Annotated in this window: 28 protein-coding genes; 27 read left to right on the top strand and 1 reads right to left on the bottom strand. The window is 66.7% G+C overall.

What is annotated here, in order from left to right:
- Window positions 1-24 precede the first annotated feature (24 nt).
- Complete coding sequence (locus tag HSO01S_RS10700; protein WP_066041201.1) at window positions 25-1,113, bottom strand: FAD-dependent oxidoreductase; 1,089 nt, start codon at window positions 1,111-1,113, stop codon at window positions 25-27.
- A 135-nt stretch (window positions 1,114-1,248) separates the two neighbouring features.
- Between HSO01S_RS10700 and HSO01S_RS10695 the strand changes: the two genes are divergently transcribed.
- From HSO01S_RS10695 to rplO, 27 genes are all read left to right on the top strand, one after another.
- A complete protein-coding gene (locus HSO01S_RS10695; RefSeq protein ID WP_066041199.1) occupies window positions 1,249-2,520 on the top strand; it encodes an APC family permease in 1,272 nt (423 codons plus the stop codon).
- 277 nt (window positions 2,521-2,797) lie between these two features.
- A complete protein-coding gene (gene rpsL / locus HSO01S_RS10690) occupies window positions 2,798-3,172 on the top strand; it encodes a 30S ribosomal protein S12 (protein ID WP_056734914.1) in 375 nt (124 codons plus the stop codon).
- Window positions 3,172-3,642, top strand: a complete 471-nt coding sequence (gene rpsG / locus HSO01S_RS10685) for a 30S ribosomal protein S7 (protein WP_066041196.1) — start codon at window positions 3,172-3,174, stop codon at window positions 3,640-3,642. The genes rpsL and rpsG overlap by 1 nt, the downstream gene beginning before the upstream one ends.
- 49 nt (window positions 3,643-3,691) lie before the next feature.
- On the top strand, window positions 3,692-5,806 hold the full coding sequence (gene fusA, locus HSO01S_RS10680; RefSeq protein ID WP_066041194.1) for an elongation factor G: 2,115 nt from the start codon (window positions 3,692-3,694) through the stop codon (window positions 5,804-5,806).
- Window positions 5,807-5,919: 113 nt separating this feature from the next.
- A complete protein-coding gene (tuf, locus tag HSO01S_RS10675; RefSeq protein ID WP_066041192.1) occupies window positions 5,920-7,113 on the top strand; it encodes an elongation factor Tu in 1,194 nt (397 codons plus the stop codon).
- Window positions 7,114-7,218: 105 nt separating this feature from the next.
- Window positions 7,219-8,184 carry a DNA topoisomerase IB gene (locus tag HSO01S_RS10670; RefSeq protein ID WP_066041191.1) on the top strand — a complete coding sequence of 322 codons (966 nt, stop codon included), beginning with the start codon at window positions 7,219-7,221 and terminating at the stop codon, window positions 8,182-8,184.
- Between the two features lie 66 nt (window positions 8,185-8,250).
- Entirely contained in the window at window positions 8,251-9,021 is a 771-nt protein-coding gene (locus HSO01S_RS10665) for a fructosamine kinase family protein (protein ID WP_245635973.1), read from the top strand.
- 264 nt (window positions 9,022-9,285) lie between these two features.
- Window positions 9,286-9,594, top strand: coding sequence for a 30S ribosomal protein S10 (gene rpsJ, locus HSO01S_RS10660; protein ID WP_022895514.1), 309 nt, complete (start codon window positions 9,286-9,288; stop codon window positions 9,592-9,594).
- A 23-nt stretch (window positions 9,595-9,617) separates the two neighbouring features.
- Entirely contained in the window at window positions 9,618-10,274 is a 657-nt protein-coding gene (gene rplC, locus HSO01S_RS10655; RefSeq protein ID WP_066041188.1) for a 50S ribosomal protein L3, read from the top strand.
- A 3-nt stretch (window positions 10,275-10,277) separates the two neighbouring features.
- Window positions 10,278-10,937 carry a 50S ribosomal protein L4 gene (rplD, locus tag HSO01S_RS10650; RefSeq protein WP_066041185.1) on the top strand — a complete coding sequence of 220 codons (660 nt, stop codon included), beginning with the start codon at window positions 10,278-10,280 and terminating at the stop codon, window positions 10,935-10,937.
- Entirely contained in the window at window positions 10,934-11,239 is a 306-nt protein-coding gene (gene rplW / locus HSO01S_RS10645) for a 50S ribosomal protein L23 (RefSeq protein WP_066041183.1), read from the top strand. The genes rplD and rplW overlap by 4 nt, the downstream gene beginning before the upstream one ends.
- Window positions 11,240-11,264: 25 nt before the next feature.
- The gene (rplB, locus tag HSO01S_RS10640) at window positions 11,265-12,104 is read left to right on the top strand and encodes a 50S ribosomal protein L2 (protein ID WP_066041181.1); all 840 of its coding nucleotides are present in this window, start codon (window positions 11,265-11,267) and stop codon (window positions 12,102-12,104) included.
- Between the two features lie 12 nt (window positions 12,105-12,116).
- Window positions 12,117-12,398, top strand: a complete 282-nt coding sequence (gene rpsS, locus HSO01S_RS10635; protein WP_066041179.1) for a 30S ribosomal protein S19 — start codon at window positions 12,117-12,119, stop codon at window positions 12,396-12,398.
- 26 nt (window positions 12,399-12,424) lie between these two features.
- On the top strand, window positions 12,425-12,820 hold the full coding sequence (gene rplV, locus HSO01S_RS10630) for a 50S ribosomal protein L22 (protein WP_066041178.1): 396 nt from the start codon (window positions 12,425-12,427) through the stop codon (window positions 12,818-12,820).
- Entirely contained in the window at window positions 12,820-13,584 is a 765-nt protein-coding gene (gene rpsC, locus HSO01S_RS10625; protein ID WP_066041174.1) for a 30S ribosomal protein S3, read from the top strand. The genes rplV and rpsC overlap by 1 nt, the downstream gene beginning before the upstream one ends.
- 2 nt (window positions 13,585-13,586) lie before the next feature.
- On the top strand, window positions 13,587-14,006 hold the full coding sequence (rplP, locus tag HSO01S_RS10620) for a 50S ribosomal protein L16 (RefSeq protein ID WP_066041172.1): 420 nt from the start codon (window positions 13,587-13,589) through the stop codon (window positions 14,004-14,006).
- Complete coding sequence (rpmC, locus tag HSO01S_RS10615; protein ID WP_066041171.1) at window positions 14,006-14,326, top strand: 50S ribosomal protein L29; 321 nt, start codon at window positions 14,006-14,008, stop codon at window positions 14,324-14,326. The genes rplP and rpmC overlap by 1 nt, the downstream gene beginning before the upstream one ends.
- On the top strand, window positions 14,326-14,649 hold the full coding sequence (rpsQ, locus tag HSO01S_RS10610; RefSeq protein ID WP_066041168.1) for a 30S ribosomal protein S17: 324 nt from the start codon (window positions 14,326-14,328) through the stop codon (window positions 14,647-14,649). The genes rpmC and rpsQ overlap by 1 nt, the downstream gene beginning before the upstream one ends.
- A gap of 1 nt (window position 14,650) precedes the next feature.
- Window positions 14,651-15,019, top strand: a complete 369-nt coding sequence (gene rplN, locus HSO01S_RS10605) for a 50S ribosomal protein L14 (RefSeq protein ID WP_066041167.1) — start codon at window positions 14,651-14,653, stop codon at window positions 15,017-15,019.
- 2 nt (window positions 15,020-15,021) lie between these two features.
- Window positions 15,022-15,381 carry a 50S ribosomal protein L24 gene (rplX, locus tag HSO01S_RS10600; RefSeq protein WP_066041165.1) on the top strand — a complete coding sequence of 120 codons (360 nt, stop codon included), beginning with the start codon at window positions 15,022-15,024 and terminating at the stop codon, window positions 15,379-15,381.
- Entirely contained in the window at window positions 15,381-15,974 is a 594-nt protein-coding gene (gene rplE / locus HSO01S_RS10595; protein ID WP_066041163.1) for a 50S ribosomal protein L5, read from the top strand. Before rplX ends, rplE begins: the two co-directional genes overlap by 1 nt.
- A gap of 76 nt (window positions 15,975-16,050) precedes the next feature.
- Window positions 16,051-16,449 (top strand): 30S ribosomal protein S8, encoded by a 399-nt coding sequence (gene rpsH / locus HSO01S_RS10590; RefSeq protein WP_066041161.1) that lies wholly within the window; start codon window positions 16,051-16,053, stop codon window positions 16,447-16,449.
- Between the two features lie 6 nt (window positions 16,450-16,455).
- Window positions 16,456-16,992 (top strand): 50S ribosomal protein L6, encoded by a 537-nt coding sequence (rplF, locus tag HSO01S_RS10585; protein ID WP_066041159.1) that lies wholly within the window; start codon window positions 16,456-16,458, stop codon window positions 16,990-16,992.
- A 3-nt stretch (window positions 16,993-16,995) separates the two neighbouring features.
- Window positions 16,996-17,367, top strand: coding sequence for a 50S ribosomal protein L18 (gene rplR, locus HSO01S_RS10580; RefSeq protein WP_066041157.1), 372 nt, complete (start codon window positions 16,996-16,998; stop codon window positions 17,365-17,367).
- Window positions 17,364-18,062 (top strand): 30S ribosomal protein S5, encoded by a 699-nt coding sequence (gene rpsE / locus HSO01S_RS10575; RefSeq protein WP_084361555.1) that lies wholly within the window; start codon window positions 17,364-17,366, stop codon window positions 18,060-18,062. Before rplR ends, rpsE begins: the two co-directional genes overlap by 4 nt.
- Window positions 18,062-18,247, top strand: coding sequence for a 50S ribosomal protein L30 (gene rpmD / locus HSO01S_RS10570; protein ID WP_066041154.1), 186 nt, complete (start codon window positions 18,062-18,064; stop codon window positions 18,245-18,247). Before rpsE ends, rpmD begins: the two co-directional genes overlap by 1 nt.
- Window positions 18,247-18,960, top strand: coding sequence for a 50S ribosomal protein L15 (gene rplO, locus HSO01S_RS18350; protein WP_084361554.1), 714 nt, complete (start codon window positions 18,247-18,249; stop codon window positions 18,958-18,960). The genes rpmD and rplO overlap by 1 nt, the downstream gene beginning before the upstream one ends.
- The last annotated feature ends 124 nt before the right edge of the window (window positions 18,961-19,084 follow it).

Genomic DNA, 19,084 nt, shown 5'->3' with positions numbered 1-19,084 from the left:
CCACTGGTGAGGGGCCCTTCGCCGTTAAGGCTTCTGGTCGAGAAGGGCGAGGACTTGGGCGGCCACGGCACGGCCGGCGCGGTTGGCGCCGATGGTGGAGGCCTGGGGGCCGTAGCCGGCCAGGAACAGGCGGGGCTCACGCGTCACCCGACCGCGCTCGACGACGATGCCGCCCGAGTGCTCGCGGAGGTGCAGCGGCGCCAGGTGCTTCAGCTCGGGCCGGAACCCCGTGGCCCAGATGATGTCGTCAGCCGGCACGAACGAACCGTCGGCGAATCGCACGCCGTCCGGCTCGACGGCCGTGAACATCGGATGCGCGACAAGGGTCCCCCGGTCGATCGCGGCCCGGATGCGCGGTGTCGCCACCAGCTTCGTGCCGCTGACGATGCTGGGCAGGGGCAGCCCGGCGCGGGCCGCCTCGTCCTGAGCGGCGACGGCGGCGATGCCGTTCTCCTGCGCGAGCCCGTCGCCCTCGACGAACTCGACCGTACGGCGGGTCACCCACGTGGTCGCTGCCGCCACGCCCTCGAGCTCGCGCACGAAGCCCACGGCCGAGGTGCCGCCCCCGACCACCACCACCCGGCGCCCGCGGAAGTCCGCGGCATCCACGTAGTCGACGGTGGTCCACTGCCGTCCCCGGAAGGTCTCGTCGCCGCGCACCCGCGGCCGGAAGGGCGCGCCCCAGGTGCCGCTGGCGTTGACCACGGCCTCGGCCTCGATCGTGCCGTGGTCGGTGACCACCCGCAGGAGGTCCCCGGCGTCCTCGACCGCCGTCACGGCGACGGGGCGCCGCACCTCGAGGCGGTAGGCGTCCTCGAACCGGCGGTAGTAGTCGGCGACGATCTCCCGGGCGGGCACCGTCGCATCCGCCGTCTCGAAGCTCAGGCCGAGCTCGGCCATCCCCGGCAGGTCGTTCACCCGGTGCGCGTCGCCCAGCCGCAGCGACTCCCAGCGGAACTGCCACGCTCCGCCGGTACCGGGCCCGCGGTCGAGCACGACCAGGTCGACTCCCGGTCGGAGGCCCCGGCGCTGCAGGTGATAGGCAACGGAGAGCCCGGCCTGACCCGCGCCGATGACGACGACGCGGGTGCGGCGGGGGAGCGGACTGTCCATGCCGGGGAGAACGCGCGGAACGGTCTGCGTGTTCCCCGGCCGCGCGTCCCCGACCGCGGGCGGTCCCGTTGTTAGAGTGTCGCCAGCACCCTGCCGGGGTGCGGACAGGCCACCCGGGCCGTGAGGAGCAGCCAGATGAGCACCGACGACCGTCAGAGCGATCAGCCGGAGTTCCCCATGCGGGACGCCGACGGCCACCTCATCGACCCCGCCACGCCCCGCTCAGACGCGGCTGGAGCCGACTCCGGCTCGGCTCACGACGCCGCAGCCAATGACTCCGCCGCCGCCCAGGACGGGCAGCGCACGAGCGGCCTTCCCGACATGCCCGCGTGGGACGCGCCTGCCGGCCCCGCCGTCGTCATCCCGGAGCCGATCCGCATGCCGGCCGACGACGCCGCGATCCACCGCGCCGAGTCCGCCTCCGACGCCGCGGCCGAGTCCCCCCGAGAGGATGCCGCCGGCGCCACGACCCGCGACCCGCTCGGCGGCCCGTACGTCGTCGACGAGGCCGGCTCCCCGATCTCCGAGCAGGCCGTCAAGGCCTACGACCGTGCGCCCCAGGGCGGCCCTTACGTGACCGCCTCCGAGCCGGAGCAGGACGCGTACCGCGAGGCCCAGGCATACCGCCAGACGGAGCGCTCCGCCGAGCCGCAGCCCGAGCGCACCCCCTACCCCGCGGCCGCCTACGCCCCCGCTGCGGCCGCTGCCGCCTACTCGTCCGCCGCCCCCGCCGCCGCCCCGGTGAATGCGGCGAACCCGGGTGCCCCGGCCGCCCCCGGCGAGACCTTCCCCGCCTACCTCGCCTCCCCCCAGCCCCTCACGGCCCCCGTGCCGCCCCGGCCGAAGGGCAACCGCGGAGCGGGGAGCCTGATCGCCCTCGCCGGCACGGTGCTGTTCGCGCTCGTCTACGGCGGAGTCGGCTTCCTGATCATCCTGGCCAACCTGAGCGGAGAGGCGGCCGTCTCGGCCTTCACCTCGTTCCTCGCCAGTGCCGCCTTCATCGTCCCGGTCGTGGTCTTCGCCCTGGCCCTCATCCTGATCGTGCTCATCGTCAACCGGGCCGGCTGGTGGGCCTACGTGCTCGGCGGCTTCCTGGTCGCGGTGCTCGTCTACTTCGGCGCGATCGCGGGCGCCCTCATCCACGTGCAGGCCTGGGCCTGGCAGCCCCAGGAGCAGTACGACTTCGTGCGCTCGCTCACCATGGATCCGCTCACCCTCGCCGCCGCGATCGTCGCCCGCGAGGCCTCGATCTGGACCGGCGCGTTCATCGCCCTCCGAGGCCGACGGCTCAAGGCGCGCAACGTCACCGCCCGCGAGGAGTTCGACCGGGAGCAGCGGGAGCTGCGCGAGCAGCGTGAGCGCGACGAAGCGCAGCACGATCCCGCAGCACCCAGCACGACCTGGTAACATCACCAGGTCCCGTCTCCGCGTCATTTGACCGGGGCGGTTTCAGAAGCTATTATTTTCCGGGTGTGTGCATACTTGCATGCCCAGATTTTCGAGCAAAGTAAGACTGAAAAGTCTCCACCGCTCTTCCAACCAGCGATACCAGAGCCATTTTGTACCGCCGGTGGGTCCAAACGAACTCGACACGCCACCACAGGCGTGCGCAGGACGTGAACGAACGGGTTCCGGATGTCCGTGCCCGACAGACACTGAGCGTGACGAATACAAGGAGTAAGTAGTGCCAACCATTCAGCAGTTGGTCCGCAAGGGTCGCACCCCGAAGGTCACCAAGACCAAGGCGCCCGCCCTCAAGGCCAACCCCCAGCAGCGCGGCGTGTGCACCCGTGTGTACACCACCACCCCCAAGAAGCCGAACTCCGCGCTTCGCAAGGTCGCCCGCGTCAAGCTGTCGAACGGCACCGAGGTCACCGCTTACATCCCCGGTGAGGGTCACAACCTGCAGGAGCACTCGATGGTGCTCGTGCGCGGCGGTCGTGTGAAGGACCTCCCCGGTGTTCGCTACAAGATCATCCGCGGCGCGCTCGACACGCAGGCCGTGAAGAACCGCAAGCAGGCTCGCAGCCGTTACGGCGCGAAGATGGAGAAGAAGTAATGCCTCGCAAGGGTCCCGCCCCGAAGCGTCCCGTTGTCGCCGACCCCGTCTACGGCGCGCCGATCGTCAGCCAGCTGGTCAACAAGATCCTGCTCGACGGCAAGAAGGCCACCGCTGAGCGCATCGTCTACGACGCGCTCGAGGGTGTCTCGGCCAAGAACAGCCAGGATGCGGTCGTCACGCTGAAGAAGGCGCTCGACAACGTCCGCCCCACGCTCGAGGTCCGCAGCCGCCGCGTCGGTGGCTCGACCTACCAGGTGCCGATCGAGGTCAAGCCTCACCGCGCCAACACCCTCGCCCTGCGTTGGCTCACCACCTACGCCAAGGCTCGCCGCGAGAAGACCATGACCGAGCGTCTCACCAACGAGATCCTCGACGCGTCGAACGGTCTGGGCGCTGCTGTCAAGCGTCGCGAGGACACCCACAAGATGGCCGAGTCGAACAAGGCCTTCGCGCACTACCGCTGGTAGTCCGAACCTCGTTCGCCGCCTTCAACTCTTTACCTTTCGGAGGAAATCCGTGGCACAGGACGTGCTCACCGACCTGAACAAGGTCCGCAACATCGGCATCATGGCCCACATCGATGCCGGCAAGACCACTACGACCGAGCGCATCCTGTTCTACACGGGTATCACGCACAAGATCGGTGAGGTCCACGACGGCGCTGCCACGATGGACTGGATGGCGCAGGAGCAGGAGCGTGGCATCACGATCACCTCTGCTGCGACGACCTGTTTCTGGAACAAGAACCAGATCAACATCATCGACACCCCCGGTCACGTCGACTTCACCGTCGAGGTGGAGCGTTCGCTCCGCGTCCTCGACGGCGCCGTCGCCGTGTTCGACGGCAAGGAGGGCGTCGAGCCCCAGTCGGAGACGGTGTGGCGTCAGGCCGACAAGTACAACGTGCCCCGCATCTGCTTCGTCAACAAGATGGACAAGCTGGGCGCCGACTTCTACTTCACGGTCGACACCATCATCAACCGTCTGGGCGCCAAGCCCCTCGTGATCCAGCTCCCGATCGGTGCGGAGTCGTCCTTCGAGGGCGTCATCGACCTGGTCGAGATGCGTGCACTCACCTGGCGCGGAGACGCCAAGGGTGACGTGCAGATGGGTGCCAAGTACGAGATCGAGGAGATCCCGGCCGACCTCAAGGACAAGGCAGACGAGTACCGTCAGCTCCTCCTCGAGACCGTCGCCGAGACCGACGACGCTCTGCTCGAGAAGTTCTTCGCGGGCGAGGAGCTCTCGGTCGCCGAGATCAAGGGCGCCATCCGCAAGCTGACCGTCAACAGCGAGATCTACCCGGTGCTCTGCGGCTCCGCGTTCAAGAACCGCGGCGTCCAGCCGATGCTCGACGCGGTCGTCGACTACCTGCCGTCGCCGCTCGACGTGCCGGCCACCGAGGGTCACGACATCCGCGACGAGGAGATCGTCGTCGAGCGTCACCCCGACCCCAAGGACCCGTTCGCGGCCCTGGCCTTCAAGGTCGCCGTGCACCCGTTCTTCGGTCGTCTCACCTACATCCGCGTGTACTCGGGTCACCTCGACTCCGGCGGCCAGGTCATGAACTCGACCAAGGGCAAGAAGGAGCGCATCGGCAAGATCTTCCAGATGCACTCCAACAAGGAGAACCCGGTCGACTCGGTCACCGCCGGTCACATCTACGCGGTCATCGGCCTGAAGGACACCACCACCGGTGACACCCTGTCCGACCCGTCGAACCAGATCGTGCTCGAGTCGATGACCTTCCCGGAGCCCGTGATCGAGGTCGCGATCGAGCCGAAGACGAAGGCCGACCAGGAGAAGCTGGGTGTCGCCATCCAGAAGCTCGCTGAAGAAGACCCGACCTTCCGCACGGAGCAGAACCAGGAGACCGGTCAGACGGTCATCAAGGGAATGGGCGAGCTCCACCTCGACATCCTGGTCGACCGCATGAAGCGCGAGTTCAACGTCGAGGCGAACGTCGGAAAGCCCCAGGTGGCCTACCGCGAGACGATCCGCAAGACCGTCGAGCGTCACGACTACACGCACAAGAAGCAGACCGGTGGATCCGGCCAGTTCGCGAAGATCCAGATCGCCATCGAGCCTCTCGAGGTCACGGCGGAGACGATCTACGAGTTCGTGAACAAGGTCACGGGTGGCCGCGTGCCGCGCGAGTACATCCCCTCGGTCGACGCCGGAATCCAGGATGCGCTGCAGGTCGGCGTGCTCGCCGGATACCCCATGGTGGGCGTCAAGGCCACGCTGCTCGACGGTGCGTCGCACGACGTCGACTCTTCGGAGATGGCGTTCAAGATCGCCGGTTCGATGGCGTTCAAGGAAGCGGCCCGCAAGGCCAGCCCTGTTCTGCTCGAGCCGCTGATGGCCGTCGAGGTCCGCACGCCCGAGGAGTACATGGGCGACGTCATCGGCGACCTCAACTCCCGCCGAGGCCAGATCCAGTCCATGGAGGACGCTTCCGGCGTCAAGGTGGTCCGGGCGCACGTTCCGCTGTCGGAGATGTTCGGCTACATCGGTGACCTGAGGTCCAAGACCTCCGGCCGCGCGGTGTACTCGATGTCGTTCGAGAGCTACGCCGAGGTCCCGAAGGCTGTGGCCGACGAGATCATCCAGAAGAACAAGGGCGAGTAACACCCGAGTTCTGCGGGCCTCGTAGGTTCGCGTAAAATATCAACAAACCCCCGCCTGATCCCGGATGCAATCCAGCACCCGGAGTCCGGCATGAGAGTCCTGAGGAGGACCTAGTGGCTAAGGCCAAGTTCGAGCGGACCAAGCCGCACGTCAACATCGGAACGATCGGTCACGTTGACCACGGTAAGACCACTCTTACCGCTGCCATCTCGAAGGTCCTGGCGGACAAGTTCCCGTCGGCGACCAACGTTCAGCGCGACTTCGCGTCGATCGACTCCGCTCCTGAGGAGCGCCAGCGCGGCATCACGATCAACATCTCGCACGTCGAGTACGAGACGCCCAAGCGTCACTACGCTCACGTCGACGCCCCTGGTCACGCCGACTACATCAAGAACATGATCACCGGTGCGGCTCAGATGGACGGCGCGATCCTCGTGGTCGCCGCCACCGACGGCCCCATGGCTCAGACCCGCGAGCACGTGCTGCTCGCCAAGCAGGTCGGCGTCCCCTACCTGCTGGTCGCGCTGAACAAGGCCGACATGGTCGACGACGAGGAGATCCTGGAGCTCGTCGAGCTCGAGGTCCGCGAGCTGCTGTCGAGCCAGAACTTCGACGGCGACGACGCTCCCGTCGTGCGCGTCTCGGGCCTCAAGGCCCTCGAGGGTGACGAGAAGTGGACCCAGTCCATCCTCGACCTCATGGACGCCGTTGACGAGTCCATCCCGGACCCGATCCGCGACAAGGACAAGCCGTTCCTCATGCCGATCGAGGACGTCTTCACGATCACCGGTCGTGGAACCGTCGTCACCGGCCGCGCCGAGCGTGGAACCCTCGCCATCAACTCCGAGGTCGAGATCGTCGGCATCCGCCCGACGCAGAAGACCACGGTCACCGGTATCGAGATGTTCCACAAGCAGCTCGACGAGGCCTGGGCCGGCGAGAACTGTGGTCTGCTCCTCCGCGGCACCAAGCGCGAGGACGTCGAGCGCGGTCAGGTCGTCGTCAAGCCCGGTTCGGTCACGCCGCACACCGAGTTCGAAGGCACCGCCTACATCCTGTCGAAGGATGAGGGTGGCCGTCACAACCCCTTCTACACGAACTACCGCCCGCAGTTCTACTTCCGTACCACGGACGTCACCGGCGTCATCACGCTGCCCGAGGGCACCGAGATGGTCATGCCCGGCGACACCACGGACATCTCGGTCACGCTGATCCAGCCGATCGCGATGGAAGAGGGCCTCGGCTTCGCCATCCGTGAGGGTGGCCGCACCGTCGGTGCCGGTACCGTCACGAAGATCATCAAGTAACACCCGTTCCACAACGAAGGGCCGCGCCTCAGGGCGCGGCCCTTTCGTCGTCCCCGGGCATTGCGTCGGGAGGCGACCCGGCGCTGTTCGGGGTTAGATGGGGTCATGCCGCGGCTTCGACGATCAGACTCCTCGGGGCGGGGGCTCCGGCGAATTCGCTCGGGCAAGGGCTTCACCTACCGCGACGACGCAGGCGTGACGGTCACCGATCCCGAGCTCCGCGCCCGGATCGAGCACCTCGCCATCCCGCCCGCGTGGACGGATGTGTGGATCGCCCCGTACGCGAACGGTCACATCCAGGCCACCGGCGTCGACGGTGCCGGCCGGCGCCAGTACATCTACCACCCCACCTGGCGCGAGCAGAAGGACCGGATCAAGTACGACCGCGCCTTAGCCCTCGCCGAATCCCTCCCCGGTGCCCGGCGGCTGGTGACGATGGACCTCCGGAAGGACGGCTACCCGCGCGAGCGCGTGCTGGCCGCGGGGTTCCGGATGCTCGACACCGGTTCGCTGCGGGTCGGCAACGAACGCTACGCGCAGCAGCACGGGAGCTACGGTCTCACCAGCCTGCTCTGCCAACACGCCACCGTCTCGGGCGACATCGTCAAGCTCGAGTTCCCGGCGAAGAGCGGTGAGGAGTGGTCGTCCGAGATCAAGGACGCCGATCTCGCCCACGTCGTGCGGAGCCTCAAGCGCCGGGGTCCGCAGGCGCGGCTGCTCGCTTGGAAGAACGAGGGCACGAAGACCTGGCATCCGATCGATCCGAGCGAGATCAACGAGTATGTCCGGGAGCGCACCGGCGGGGACTTCACCGCCAAGGACTTCCGCACACTGCACGGAACGATCGCGGCAGCCGTGAGCCTCGCCGAGCACGGCCCGGAGGAGAAGAAGACTGCGCGCGCCAGGGCTCTGACCCAGGCGATGCGGGACGCGTCGGCCGTGCTCGGCAACACCCCGGCGATCGCGAAGAAGAGCTACGTCGACCCCCGGGTCGTCGATCACTACGCGGCCGGCCAGGTCATCGACCCCCGCCGCCCGGAATCCGAACTGCGCGCACTCCTCTACGAGTGAACCCGAGGTGGATGAGCCCGGTGAGTGAGCCCCTGATGAGCGGACGCAGGGCTTAGCGTGGGAGACGTGTTCACCAAGCAGAACGCCGACGCCCCCGAGGGCTTCTTCGAGGCGGAGGCCGCCGGCCTCGCCTGGCTCTCGGCCGCCGGGGGAGTGCCGTGCGTGGACGTCGTCCGGGTCGAGCCGGGGCTGATCGAGCTGGCCGAGCTCCGGGAGACCCGGCCGAGCCGCGAGGCGGCCCGCCGGTTCGGCGAACTCCTCGCGCGGACCCACGCGGCCGGCGCCCCCGCGTTCGGCGCCCCGCCCGCCGGCTGGGACGGCCCCTGCTACATCGGGCGCCGCAGCATGCCGGTGGGGGAGTACGACTCCTGGAGCGAGTTCTACCCGCGTGAGCGTGTGCGCCCGTACGCCGAGCAGGCGGTCGCGCGGGGCAACCTGTCGGCTGACGGCTTCCAGACGGTCGTCCGGGCTTGCGACCTGATCCGATCGGGCATCTTCGACGACGGCGAACCCCCGGCGCGGCTGCACGGCGACCTCTGGTCGGGCAACGTGATGTGGACGGGCCACGGCGTGGTGCTGATCGACCCGGCCGCGCACGGTGGCCACCGCGAGACCGACCTGGCCATGCTGGTGCTCTTCGGGGCGCCGTTCCTCGACGACATCCTGGCCGCCTACGACCAGGCCGCACCGCTCAAGCCGGGCTGGCACTCCCGGGTGCCGCTGCACCAGTTGTTCCCCCTCGCCGTGCACGCGGTCGGGCACGGTCCGTCCTACGGCGCGGAGCTCGAGCGGGCCGCCGAGGCCGTCCTCCGGGGCGCATCGGGCGAGGCCCGCTGACGCGCGACACGCCCGGGTTGCAACTGGGCCGTGGATGTGGCAAACTCGTCTAGTTCAACATTTCGGGCCGCTTCGCGCGTGCCCTGATCACTGTCTTGGCAGTGCATAGTCCTCGAGATTAGGCCGCAGGCAGCAGAACGAAGCTTAATCGCAACCTCCTCCTTCATCTAGGTGAAGTGTGTGTGCGCGCGGTGCTTGATAGCAGAACAGTGGGCGTCCAATGCAGTCGAGGCTGTATGACGCGAGACAGAGAGAGAGTCACACATGGCGGGACAGAAGATCCGCATCCGACTTAAGTCGTATGACCACGAGGTCATCGACACCTCGGCGCGCAAGATCGTCGACACGGTCACCCGCGCAGGAGCGACCGTCGTCGGCCCCGTGCCGCTTCCGACGGAGAAGAACGTGGTGGCAGTCATCCGTTCGCCCCACAAGTACAAGGACAGCCGCGAGCACTTCGAGATGCGCACGCACAAGCGCCTCATCGACATCATCGACCCGACGCCGAAGGCCGTCGACTCGCTCATGCGTCTCGACCTCCCCGCCGACGTCAACATCGAGATCAAGCTCTAGCGGGAAGGGACCAGTAAAAGATCATGGCAACCACCGCTAAGACTTCCAAGGGCCTGCTCGGCAAGAAGCTCGGCATGACCCAGGTGTGGGACGAGAACAACCGTCTCATCCCCGTGACCGTCGTCGAGGTATCCCCGAACGTCGTCACCCAGATCCGCACCCCGGAGCGCGACGGCTACTCGGCCGTCCAGATCGCCGCCGGTCAGATCGACCCCCGCAAGGTGAACAAGCCGGCCACCGGCCACTTCGACGCCGCGGGCGTGACGCCCCGTCGTCACATCACCGAGATCCGCACCGCGGATGCGGCCGACTACACCATCGGCCAGGAGCTCACCGCCGAGGGCGTCTTCGAGGCCGGCCAGAAGGTCGACGTCGTGGGCACCTCGAAGGGTAAGGGCTTCGCCGGTGTGATGAAGCGTCACAACTTCAAGGGCGTCTCCGCCTCGCACGGTTCGCACCGCAACCACCGCAAGCCCGGTTCGATCGGTGCTTCCTCGACCCCCAGCCGTGTCTTCAAGGGCATGCGCATGGCGGGCCGCATGGGTGGCGAGCGCGTCACCGTGCTTAACCTGGTCATCCACTCGGTCGACGCCGAGAAGGGCCTGCTGCTGGTCAAGGGCGCCGTTCCCGGCGCCAAGGGCCGCCTCGTTTTCGTTCGCAACGCAGTGAAGGGGGCGTAGTCCATGTCTACCGCAACTAACACGCTCGATGTCCTCGACGTCTCCGGCAAGAAGTCCGGCACCGTCGAGCTGCCCGCCGAGATCTTCGACGTGCAGACCAACATCCCGCTCATCCACCAGGTCGTCGTCGCCCAGCTCGCCGCCGCCCGTCAGGGAACCCACAAGACCAAGCGTCGTGGTGAGGTCTCCGGTGCCGGTCGCAAGCCGTTCAAGCAGAAGGGAACCGGTCGCGCTCGTCAGGGCTCGATCCGCGCCCCTCAGATGACCGGTGGTGGCATCGTCCACGGACCGGTGCCCCGCAACTACTCGCAGCGCACCCCCAAGAAGATGATCGCCGCGGCTCTGCTCGGCGCTCTGTCCGACCGCGCCCGCGGTGGCCGCGTGCACGTCGTCGAGTCCCTCTCGCAGGGCGAGGCGCCGTCGACCAAGGCCGTCATCGAGTTCCTCTCGACGGTCGCGTCGTCCAAGCACGTCCTGGTCGTGCTGGAGCGCACCGACGAGCTGAGCCTCAAGAGCGTCCGCAACATCCCGACCGTTCACGTGCTGCCCGCAGACCAGCTGAACGCCTACGACGTCCTCGTCTCCGACGACATCGTCTTCACCAAGGGTTCGTTCGACTCGTTCGTCGCGTCGAAGACCAAGAAGGAAGAGGTTTCCGCATGAGCAACGCCGCGTTCAACAAGGACCCGCGCGACATCATCCTCGCCCCGGTCGTCTCCGAGAAGAGCTATGGCCTGATCGACGCCGGCAAGTACACGTTCGTCGTGGACCCCCGCTCGAACAAGACCGAGATCAAGCTCGCCATCGAGAAGATCTTCAAGGTCGAGGTCGCGTCGATCAACACGCTCAACCGCACGGGCAAGACCCGCCGCACCAAGTTCGGTCAGGGCAAGCGCAAGGACACCAAGCGCGCGATCGTGACCCTCAAGTCCGGCTCCATCGACATCTTCACGGCCGTCGGCTAGGCCCGGAAGCTAGAGGAAAAGACACATGGCTATTCGCAAGTACAAGCCCACGACCCCTGGTCGTCGCGGTTCGTCCGTCTCGGACTTCGCCGAGATCACCCGTTCGACTCCTGAGAAGTCGCTGCTCCGCCCGCTCTCCAAGACCGGCGGCCGCAACAACCAGGGGCGGATCACCACCCGCCACATCGGTGGTGGCCACAAGCGCCAGTACCGCGTCATCGACTTCCGTCGCAATGACAAGGACGGCGTGAACGCCAAGGTCGCTCACATCGAGTACGACCCCAACCGCACCGCGCGCATCGCGCTGCTCCACTTCGTGGACGGCACCAAGCGCTACATCCTCGCGCCGAACAAGCTCGCCCAGGGCGACATCGTCGAGTCGGGTGCCGGCGCGGACATCAAGCCCGGCAACAACCTGCCGCTGCGCAACATCCCCACCGGTACCGTGATCCACGCGATCGAGCTGAAGCCGGGCGGCGGTGCCAAGATGGCCCGTTCCGCCGGAGCGTCGGTTCGCCTCGTGGCGAAGGACGGCCCCTACGCGCAGCTCCGTCTGCCGTCGGGCGAGATCCGCAACGTGGATGCGCGCTGCCGCGCCACGATCGGCGAGGTCGGCAACGCCGAGCAGTCGAACATCAACTGGGGCAAGGCCGGCCGTAACCGCTGGAAGGGCATCCGCCCGACCGTCCGTGGTGTCGCCATGAACCCGGTCGACCACCCGCACGGTGGTGGTGAGGGCAAGACGTCCGGTGGTCGTCACCCCGTCAGCCCGTGGGGTCAGGCCGAGGGCCGTACCCGTCACCCCAACAAGGAAAGCGACAAGCTCATCGTGCGTCGTCGGACCGTCGGCAAGAAGCGTAAGTAGGAGTCTTAGAAAATGCCACGCAGTCTCAAAAAGGGCCCCTTCGTCGACGACCACCTGTACCGCAAGGTCGTCACGCAGAACGAAGCCGGCTCCAAGAACGTCATCAAGACCTGGTCGCGCCGCTCGATGATCATCCCGGATTTCCTCGGGCACACGATCGCCGTGCATGACGGCCGCAAGCACATCCCGGTGTTCATCACCGAGACCATGGTGGGTCACAAGCTGGGCGAGTTCGCCCCGACCCGCACCTTCCGTGGACACGTGAAGGACGACAAGAAGGGCCGTCGCCGCTAACGCGGCGACGTGAAGGAGGAAGAGAAATGGTGGAGTCGATCGCACGCGTGCGTCACATCCGCGTCACCCCCATGAAGGCCCGTCGAGTCGTCAACCTGATCCGCGGTCGTCAGGCCATCGAGGCGTTGGCCATCCTGAAGTTCGCCCCCCAGGGCGCTTCGGAGCCGGTGTACAAGCTGGTCGCTTCGGCGATCGCGAACGCACGGGTCAAGGCGGACGCCGCGAACAGCTACCTGGACGAGCAGGACCTCTTCATTGCGAAGGCCTACGTCGACCAGGGAACCACGCTCAAGCGTTTCCAGCCCCGTGCTCAGGGACGAGCGTTCCAGATCCTCAAGCGCACGAGCCACATCACGATCGTCCTCGCGACGCCCGATGAGGCCGCCTCGATCGAGGGCGCGAGCAAGAAGGTGAGCAAGTAATGGGCCAGAAAGTCAATCCGTACGGCTTCCGTCTCGGAATCACCACCGACCACGTGTCGCGCTGGTTCTCCGACAGCACGAAGAAGGGTCAGCGTTACAGCGACTACGTCGCCGAGGACGTCAAGATCCGCAACCTGCTGAAGACCTCGCTCGACCGCGCCGGTGTGGCGAAGATCGAGATCGAGCGCACCCGTGACCGCGTCCGCGTCGACATCCACACCGCCCGTCCGGGCATCGTGATCGGTCGTCGTGGCGCCGAGGCCGAGCGCATCCGCGCCGACCTCGAGAAGCTCACGGGCAAGCAGATCCAGCTGAACATCCTCGAGGTCAAGAACCCCGAGGCCGACGCCCAGCTCGTCGCGCAGGGCATCGCCGAGCAGCTCACCGCTCGTGTGGCGTTCCGCCGTGCGATGCGCAAGGGCCTCCAGGGCGCTCAGCGCGCCGGCGCCAAGGGTGTCCGCATCCAGGTGTCGGGCCGTCTCGGCGGCGCCGAGATGAGCCGCTCGGAGTTCTACCGTGAGGGCCGCGTTCCGCTGCACACCCTCCGCGCCAACATCGACTACGGCTTCTACGAGGCCAAGACGACGTTCGGCCGCATCGGTGTGAAGGTCTGGATCTACAAGGGCGACATCACCAACAAGGAGCTCGCTCGCGAGCAGGCCAACCAGAAGTCCTCGCGCCCCGAGCGCGGCGACCGTGACCGTCCGCGCCGCAACTCCGCCCCCAAGGCGGACGCACCGGTCGCAGCAGGAGTTGAGGCGTAACCATGCTTATCCCCCGTAGAGTCAAGCACCGCAAGCAGCACCACCCCGGACGCAGTGGCCAGGCCACCGGCGGCACGAAGGTGAGCTTCGGCGAGTACGGCATCCAGGCCATCACCCCCGCGTACGTGACCAACCGTCAGATCGAGTCCGCTCGTATCGCGATGACCCGTCACATCAAGCGTGGTGGAAAGGTGTGGATCAACATCTACCCCGACCGTCCGCTCACGAAGAAGCCTGCCGAGACCCGCATGGGTTCCGGTAAGGGTTCGCCCGAGTGGTGGGTCGCCAACGTCAAGCCGGGACGAGTGCTGTTCGAGCTGAGCGGCGTCAACGAGACGGTCGCCCGCGAGGCACTCACCCGTGCAATTCACAAGCTGCCTCTCAAGGCACGCATCATCAAGCGCGAGGAGGGCGACGCGTAATGGCGATCGGATCCAAGGAGCTCGCCTCGGCTGAGCTCGACACGTTCGAAGAGTCCCGGCTGCTCGAAGAGCTCCGCAAGGCCAAGGAAGAGCTGTTCAACCTGCGCTTCCAGTCGGCGACCGGCCAGCTCGAGAGCCACGGCCGGCTCCGTGCCGTGAAGCGCGACATCGCTCGCATCTACACGGTCATCCGCGAGCGGGAGCTCGGCATCCGTGCCACCCCCGCCCCCGTCGAGGCTCCGGCCAAGACGACCACCAAGAAGTCCAAGAAGGCAGCAGAGGCCGAGGCCCCCGCTGCAGACGCTGAGGAGGCGAAGTAATGGCTAAGACCGAAGAGAAGGTCGTCGCGGCCGGCCACGAGTCGTCCTCGCACGACGTCAAGGACGAGGCGGCCCGCGGATACCGCAAGGCTCGTCGCGGCTACGTGACCAGCGACAAGATGGACAAGACCATCGTCGTCGAGGTCGAGGACCGCGTGAAGCACCCGCTGTACGGCAAGGTCATCCGCCGCACCTCCAAGGTGAAGGCGCACGACGAGACCAACAGCGCCGGGGTCGGCGACCTCGTCCTCATCAACGAGACCCGTCCGCTGAGCGCCTCCAAGCGCTGGCGCCTGGTCGAGATCCTGGAGAAGGCGAAGTAACATGCTGCAGCAAGAATCACGAGTCAAGGTCGCCGACAACACCGGCGCCAAGGAACTCCTGACGATTCGTGTGCTCGGTGGATCCGGCCGTCGCTACGCAGGTCTCGGCGATGTCATCGTCGCGACCGTGAAGGACGCCATCCCCGGCGGAAACGTCAAGAAGGGCGATGTGGTCAAGGCCGTCATCGTCCGTACCGTCAAGTCGACCCGTCGTTCCGACGGCTCCTACATCAAGTTCGACGAGAACGCCGCCGTGATCCTGAAGAACGATGGTGACCCCCGTGGCACCCGTATCTTCGGCCCGGTCGGCCGTGAGCTCCGTGACAAGAAGTTCATGAAGATCATCTCGCTGGCACCGGAGGTCATTTAGTCATGGCAAACATCAAGAAGGGTGACCTGGTTCAGGTCATTTCCGGCGCGACCCAGGACCGTGGCGGAGACCGCGGCAAGCAGGGTCGCGTGATCGAGGTGCAGGTCGAGAAGGACCGCGTCGTCGTCGAGGGCGTCAACTTCGTCACGAAGCACGTCCGCGTGGGCCAGACCCAGCGCGGCACCAAGACCGGCGGCATCGAGACCATGGAGGCGCCGATCCACGTGTCGAACGTCGCCCTGGTCGACCCCGAGACCAAGAAGCCGACCCGCGTCGGCCACCGCAACGAAGAGGTAACGAAGGACGGCGTCACCAAGACTGTCCGCGTTCGTTACGCGAAGAAGTCAGGAAAAGACCTCTGATGAGCACCGAGACTGCCGCGCCCGCTGGCAAAATCCAGCCGCGCCTCAAGCAGAAGTACAAGAGCGAGATCGTCGATCAGCTCACCAAGGACTTCGGCTTCACGAACGTGCACCAGGTGCCCGGCGTCGTGAAGATCGTCGTGAACACGGGTGTCGGTGAAGCAGCCCGCGATGGCAAGGTCATCGACGGCGCCGTGAAGGACCTCACCGCGATCACCGGCCAGAAGCCGCAGGTCACGAAGGCCCGCAAGTCGATCGCCCAGTTCAAGCTGCGCGAGGGTCAGCCGATCGGCGCCCACGTGACGCTGCGCGGCGACCGCGCCTGGGAGTTCATGGACCGCCTGGTCTCGCTCGCCCTGCCCCGTATCCGCGACTTCCGCGGTCTCTCGGACCAGCAGTTCGACGGCCGTGGCAACTACACCTTCGGTCTGACCGAGCAGTCGATGTTCCACGAGATCGACCAGGACAAGATCGACCGCGTGCGTGGATTCGACATCACCGTCGTCACCACCGCGAAGAACGACGACGAGGGACGCGCGCTGCTCAAGGCGCTCGGCTTCCCCTTCAAGTCGAACGACAGCACCACCAACTAGCTCCACCCACCCACGACGACCACAGGTCGGCATCCTCGGAAAGGGTGTCGAAACCAGGCGCGAAAGGCAATAGATCATGACAATGACAGATCCGGTCGCAGACATGCTGACCAGACTGCGCAACGCGAACTCGGCACACCACGACACGGTGTCGATGCCGCACTCGAAGCTGAAGTCGCACATCGCCGACATCCTGAAGTCCGAGGGTTACATCTCGGGCTGGGAGGTCACGGACGCGAAGGTCGGGCAGACGCTCACGCTGAACCTGAAGTTCGGACCGAACCGCGAGCGCTCGATCGCAGGCATCAAGCGGGTGTCGAAGCCCGGACTCCGCGTCTACGCGAAGTCGACCGAGATCCCCACGGTCCTCGGTGGCCTCGGCGTCGCCATCCTGTCCACCTCCTCGGGTCTTCTGACGGACCGCCAGGCGAGCAAGAAGGGCGTAGGTGGGGAAGTCCTCGCCTATGTGTGGTAACTGACAATGTCACGAATCGGACGTCTTCCCATCGACATCCCTGCCGGCGTCACCGTCACCATCGACGGCCAGCAGGTTGCAGTCAAGGGGCCCAAGGGTGAGCTCGCGCTCGTCATCGCAGCCCCGATCGCGGCCACGGTCGAGGAGAACCAGGTTCTCGTCACCCGTCCGGATGACGAGCGCACCTCGCGCTCGCTCCACGGCCTCACGCGTACCCTCATCGCGAACCAGATCATCGGCGTCACCACGGGCTACTCCAAGAGCCTCGAGGTCGTCGGGACCGGTTACCGTGTCGCTGCCAAGGGCAGCGGCGTGGAGTTCGCTCTCGGGTACTCGCACCCCATCTCGGTCGAGCCGCCTGCGGGCATCACGTTCACCGTCGAGGGAAACAACAAGCTCACGGTCAACGGAATCGACAAGCAGGCTGTCGGTGAGGTTGCCGCCAACATTCGCAAGCTGCGCAAGCCCGAGCCCTACAAGGGCAAGGGTGTGCGGTACGCCGGCGAGGTAGTTCGCCGCAAGGCCGGAAAGAGTGGTAAGTAAGCCATGGCTACTGGAACCAGAGGAAAATCGAAGGCCGCAGCCCGCGAGCGCCGGCACACCCGCCTTCGCAAGAAGGTCGAGGGAACGCCGGTGCGTCCGCGCCTGGTCGTCACCCGTTCGGCCCGCCACGTCTTCGTGCAGATCGTCGACGACAGCAAGGGTCACACCCTCGCGTCGGCTTCGACGCTCGAGACCGATCTCCGCAGCTTCGACGGTGACAAGACCGCCAAGGCCAAGAAGGTCGGCGAGCTCGTCGCCGAGCGCGCCAAGCTGGCCGGCATCGAGGCCGTGGTCTTCGACCGCGGTGGCAACCGCTACGCCGGTCGCGTCGCCGCGATCGCCGATGGAGCACGAGAGGGTGGTCTGAACCTGTGAGCACTGAAACCAACAAAGAGCCCGACGTCGCCGCGATCACCGAGGCGCCCGTCGAGACGGCGGCTTCGAGCGGCCAGAACGCGACGACGGAACCCCGCGAGGCCCGTCGTGGCGGCCGGGAGCGCAACCCCAACCGCGGCGACCGTGGAGGACGTGACTCTGACAAGAGCAACTTCCTCGAGCGCGTCGTCACCATTAACCGCGTCTCCAAGGTCGTGAAGGGTGGTCGTCGCTTCAGCTTCACCGCTCTCGTGGTCGTCGGCGACGGCAACGGTCTGGTGGGCGTCGGCTACGGCAAGGCCCGCGAGGTGCCGACCGCGATCTCCAAGGGCGTCGAGGAGGCGAAGAAGAACTTCTTCCGCGTCCCCCGCGTCGGAAACACGATCCCCCACCCGGTTCAGGGTGAGGCGGCTGCCGGTGTGGTGCTCCTGCGCCCCGCCGCCGCCGGTACCGGTGTCATCGCCGGTGGCCCGGTCCGCGCCGTCCTCGAGTGCGCCGGGATCCACGACATCCTCTCGAAGTCGCTCGGCTCGTCGAACACGATCAACATCGTGCACGCGACCGTCGAGGCCCTGAAGCAGCTCGAGGAGCCGCGCGCCGTCGCCGCTCGTCGTGGCCTCGACTTCGAAGACGTCGCCCCGGCCCGCCTCGTGCGTGCCGAGGCCGACGCCCTCGCAGCGAAGGCAGGTGCATGATGGCCGCGCGTCTGAAGATTACCCAGATCAAGTCCAAGATCAGCGAGAAGCAGAACCAGCGGGACACGCTGCGCAGCCTCGGACTGAAGCGCATCAACGACATCGTCGTGCGCGAAGACAACGCCCAGAACCGTGGTTACGTGCGCACCGTCGCACACCTGGTGAAGGTCGAGGAGATTGACTAATGGCTGAAGAAGAAGCCAAGGAGACCGCCGCCAAGGCTGCTCCGAAGAAGGCTGCCGCCCCGAAGAAGGCCGCTGCCCCCAAGGCCGACGCCCCCAAGGCCTCCGCTGCGAAGGCGGATGCTGCGGAGAAGGCGCCTGCGAAGGCCGCTGCTCCCAAGAAGGCCGCCGCGCCCAAGGCCGACAAGGCCGAGGCTGCGGAGAAGGCGCCTGCCGCCGCCAAGGCGCCCGCGGCCAAGGCCGCCCCGAAGGCTTCGGCCGACGAGGCAGCCGCTCGCGAGCACGTGCTCAAGGTGCACCACCTCCGTCCGGCTCCGGGTGCCAAGAAGGCACGCACCCGCGTCGGCCGTGGTGAGGGCTCCAAGGGTAAGACCGCGGGCCGCGGTACCAAGGGTACGAAGGCTCGCTACACCGTGCGTATCGGCTTCGAGGGTGGGCAGATGCCGCTGCACATGCGCACCCCGAAGCTGCGCGGCTTCAAGAACCCGTTCCGCGTCGAGTACCAGGTCGTAAACCTGCAGAAGCTCGCGGAGCTCTACCCGGCCGGTGGCGACGTCACCGTCGGCGACCTGGTCGCCAAGGGTGCGGTTCGCAAGAACGAAAAAGTGAAGGTTCTCGGCGATGGCGACATCGCAGTGAAGCTGAACGTCGCGGTCGACAAGGTCTCCGGCTCCGCCGAGCAGAAGATCGTCGCCGCTGGTGGTTCCGTCAAGTAGGTACCCCCAAAACCGGTGACCCGATCCGTAGGCAGTCGTCAGATACGTCATGAGAATGAGGTAGCCTGTCGAGGCCACGAATCGGGTCACCGGCTTTCTTGGCACTGAGCCACACGAACGCAGG

Source organism: Herbiconiux solani NBRC 106740, assembly GCF_001571005.1.
Taxonomy (GTDB): domain Bacteria; phylum Actinomycetota; class Actinomycetes; order Actinomycetales; family Microbacteriaceae; genus Herbiconiux; species Herbiconiux solani.
Note: the sequence above shows the minus strand (reverse complement) of the source record. Positions and strands in the feature narration are given on the sequence as shown.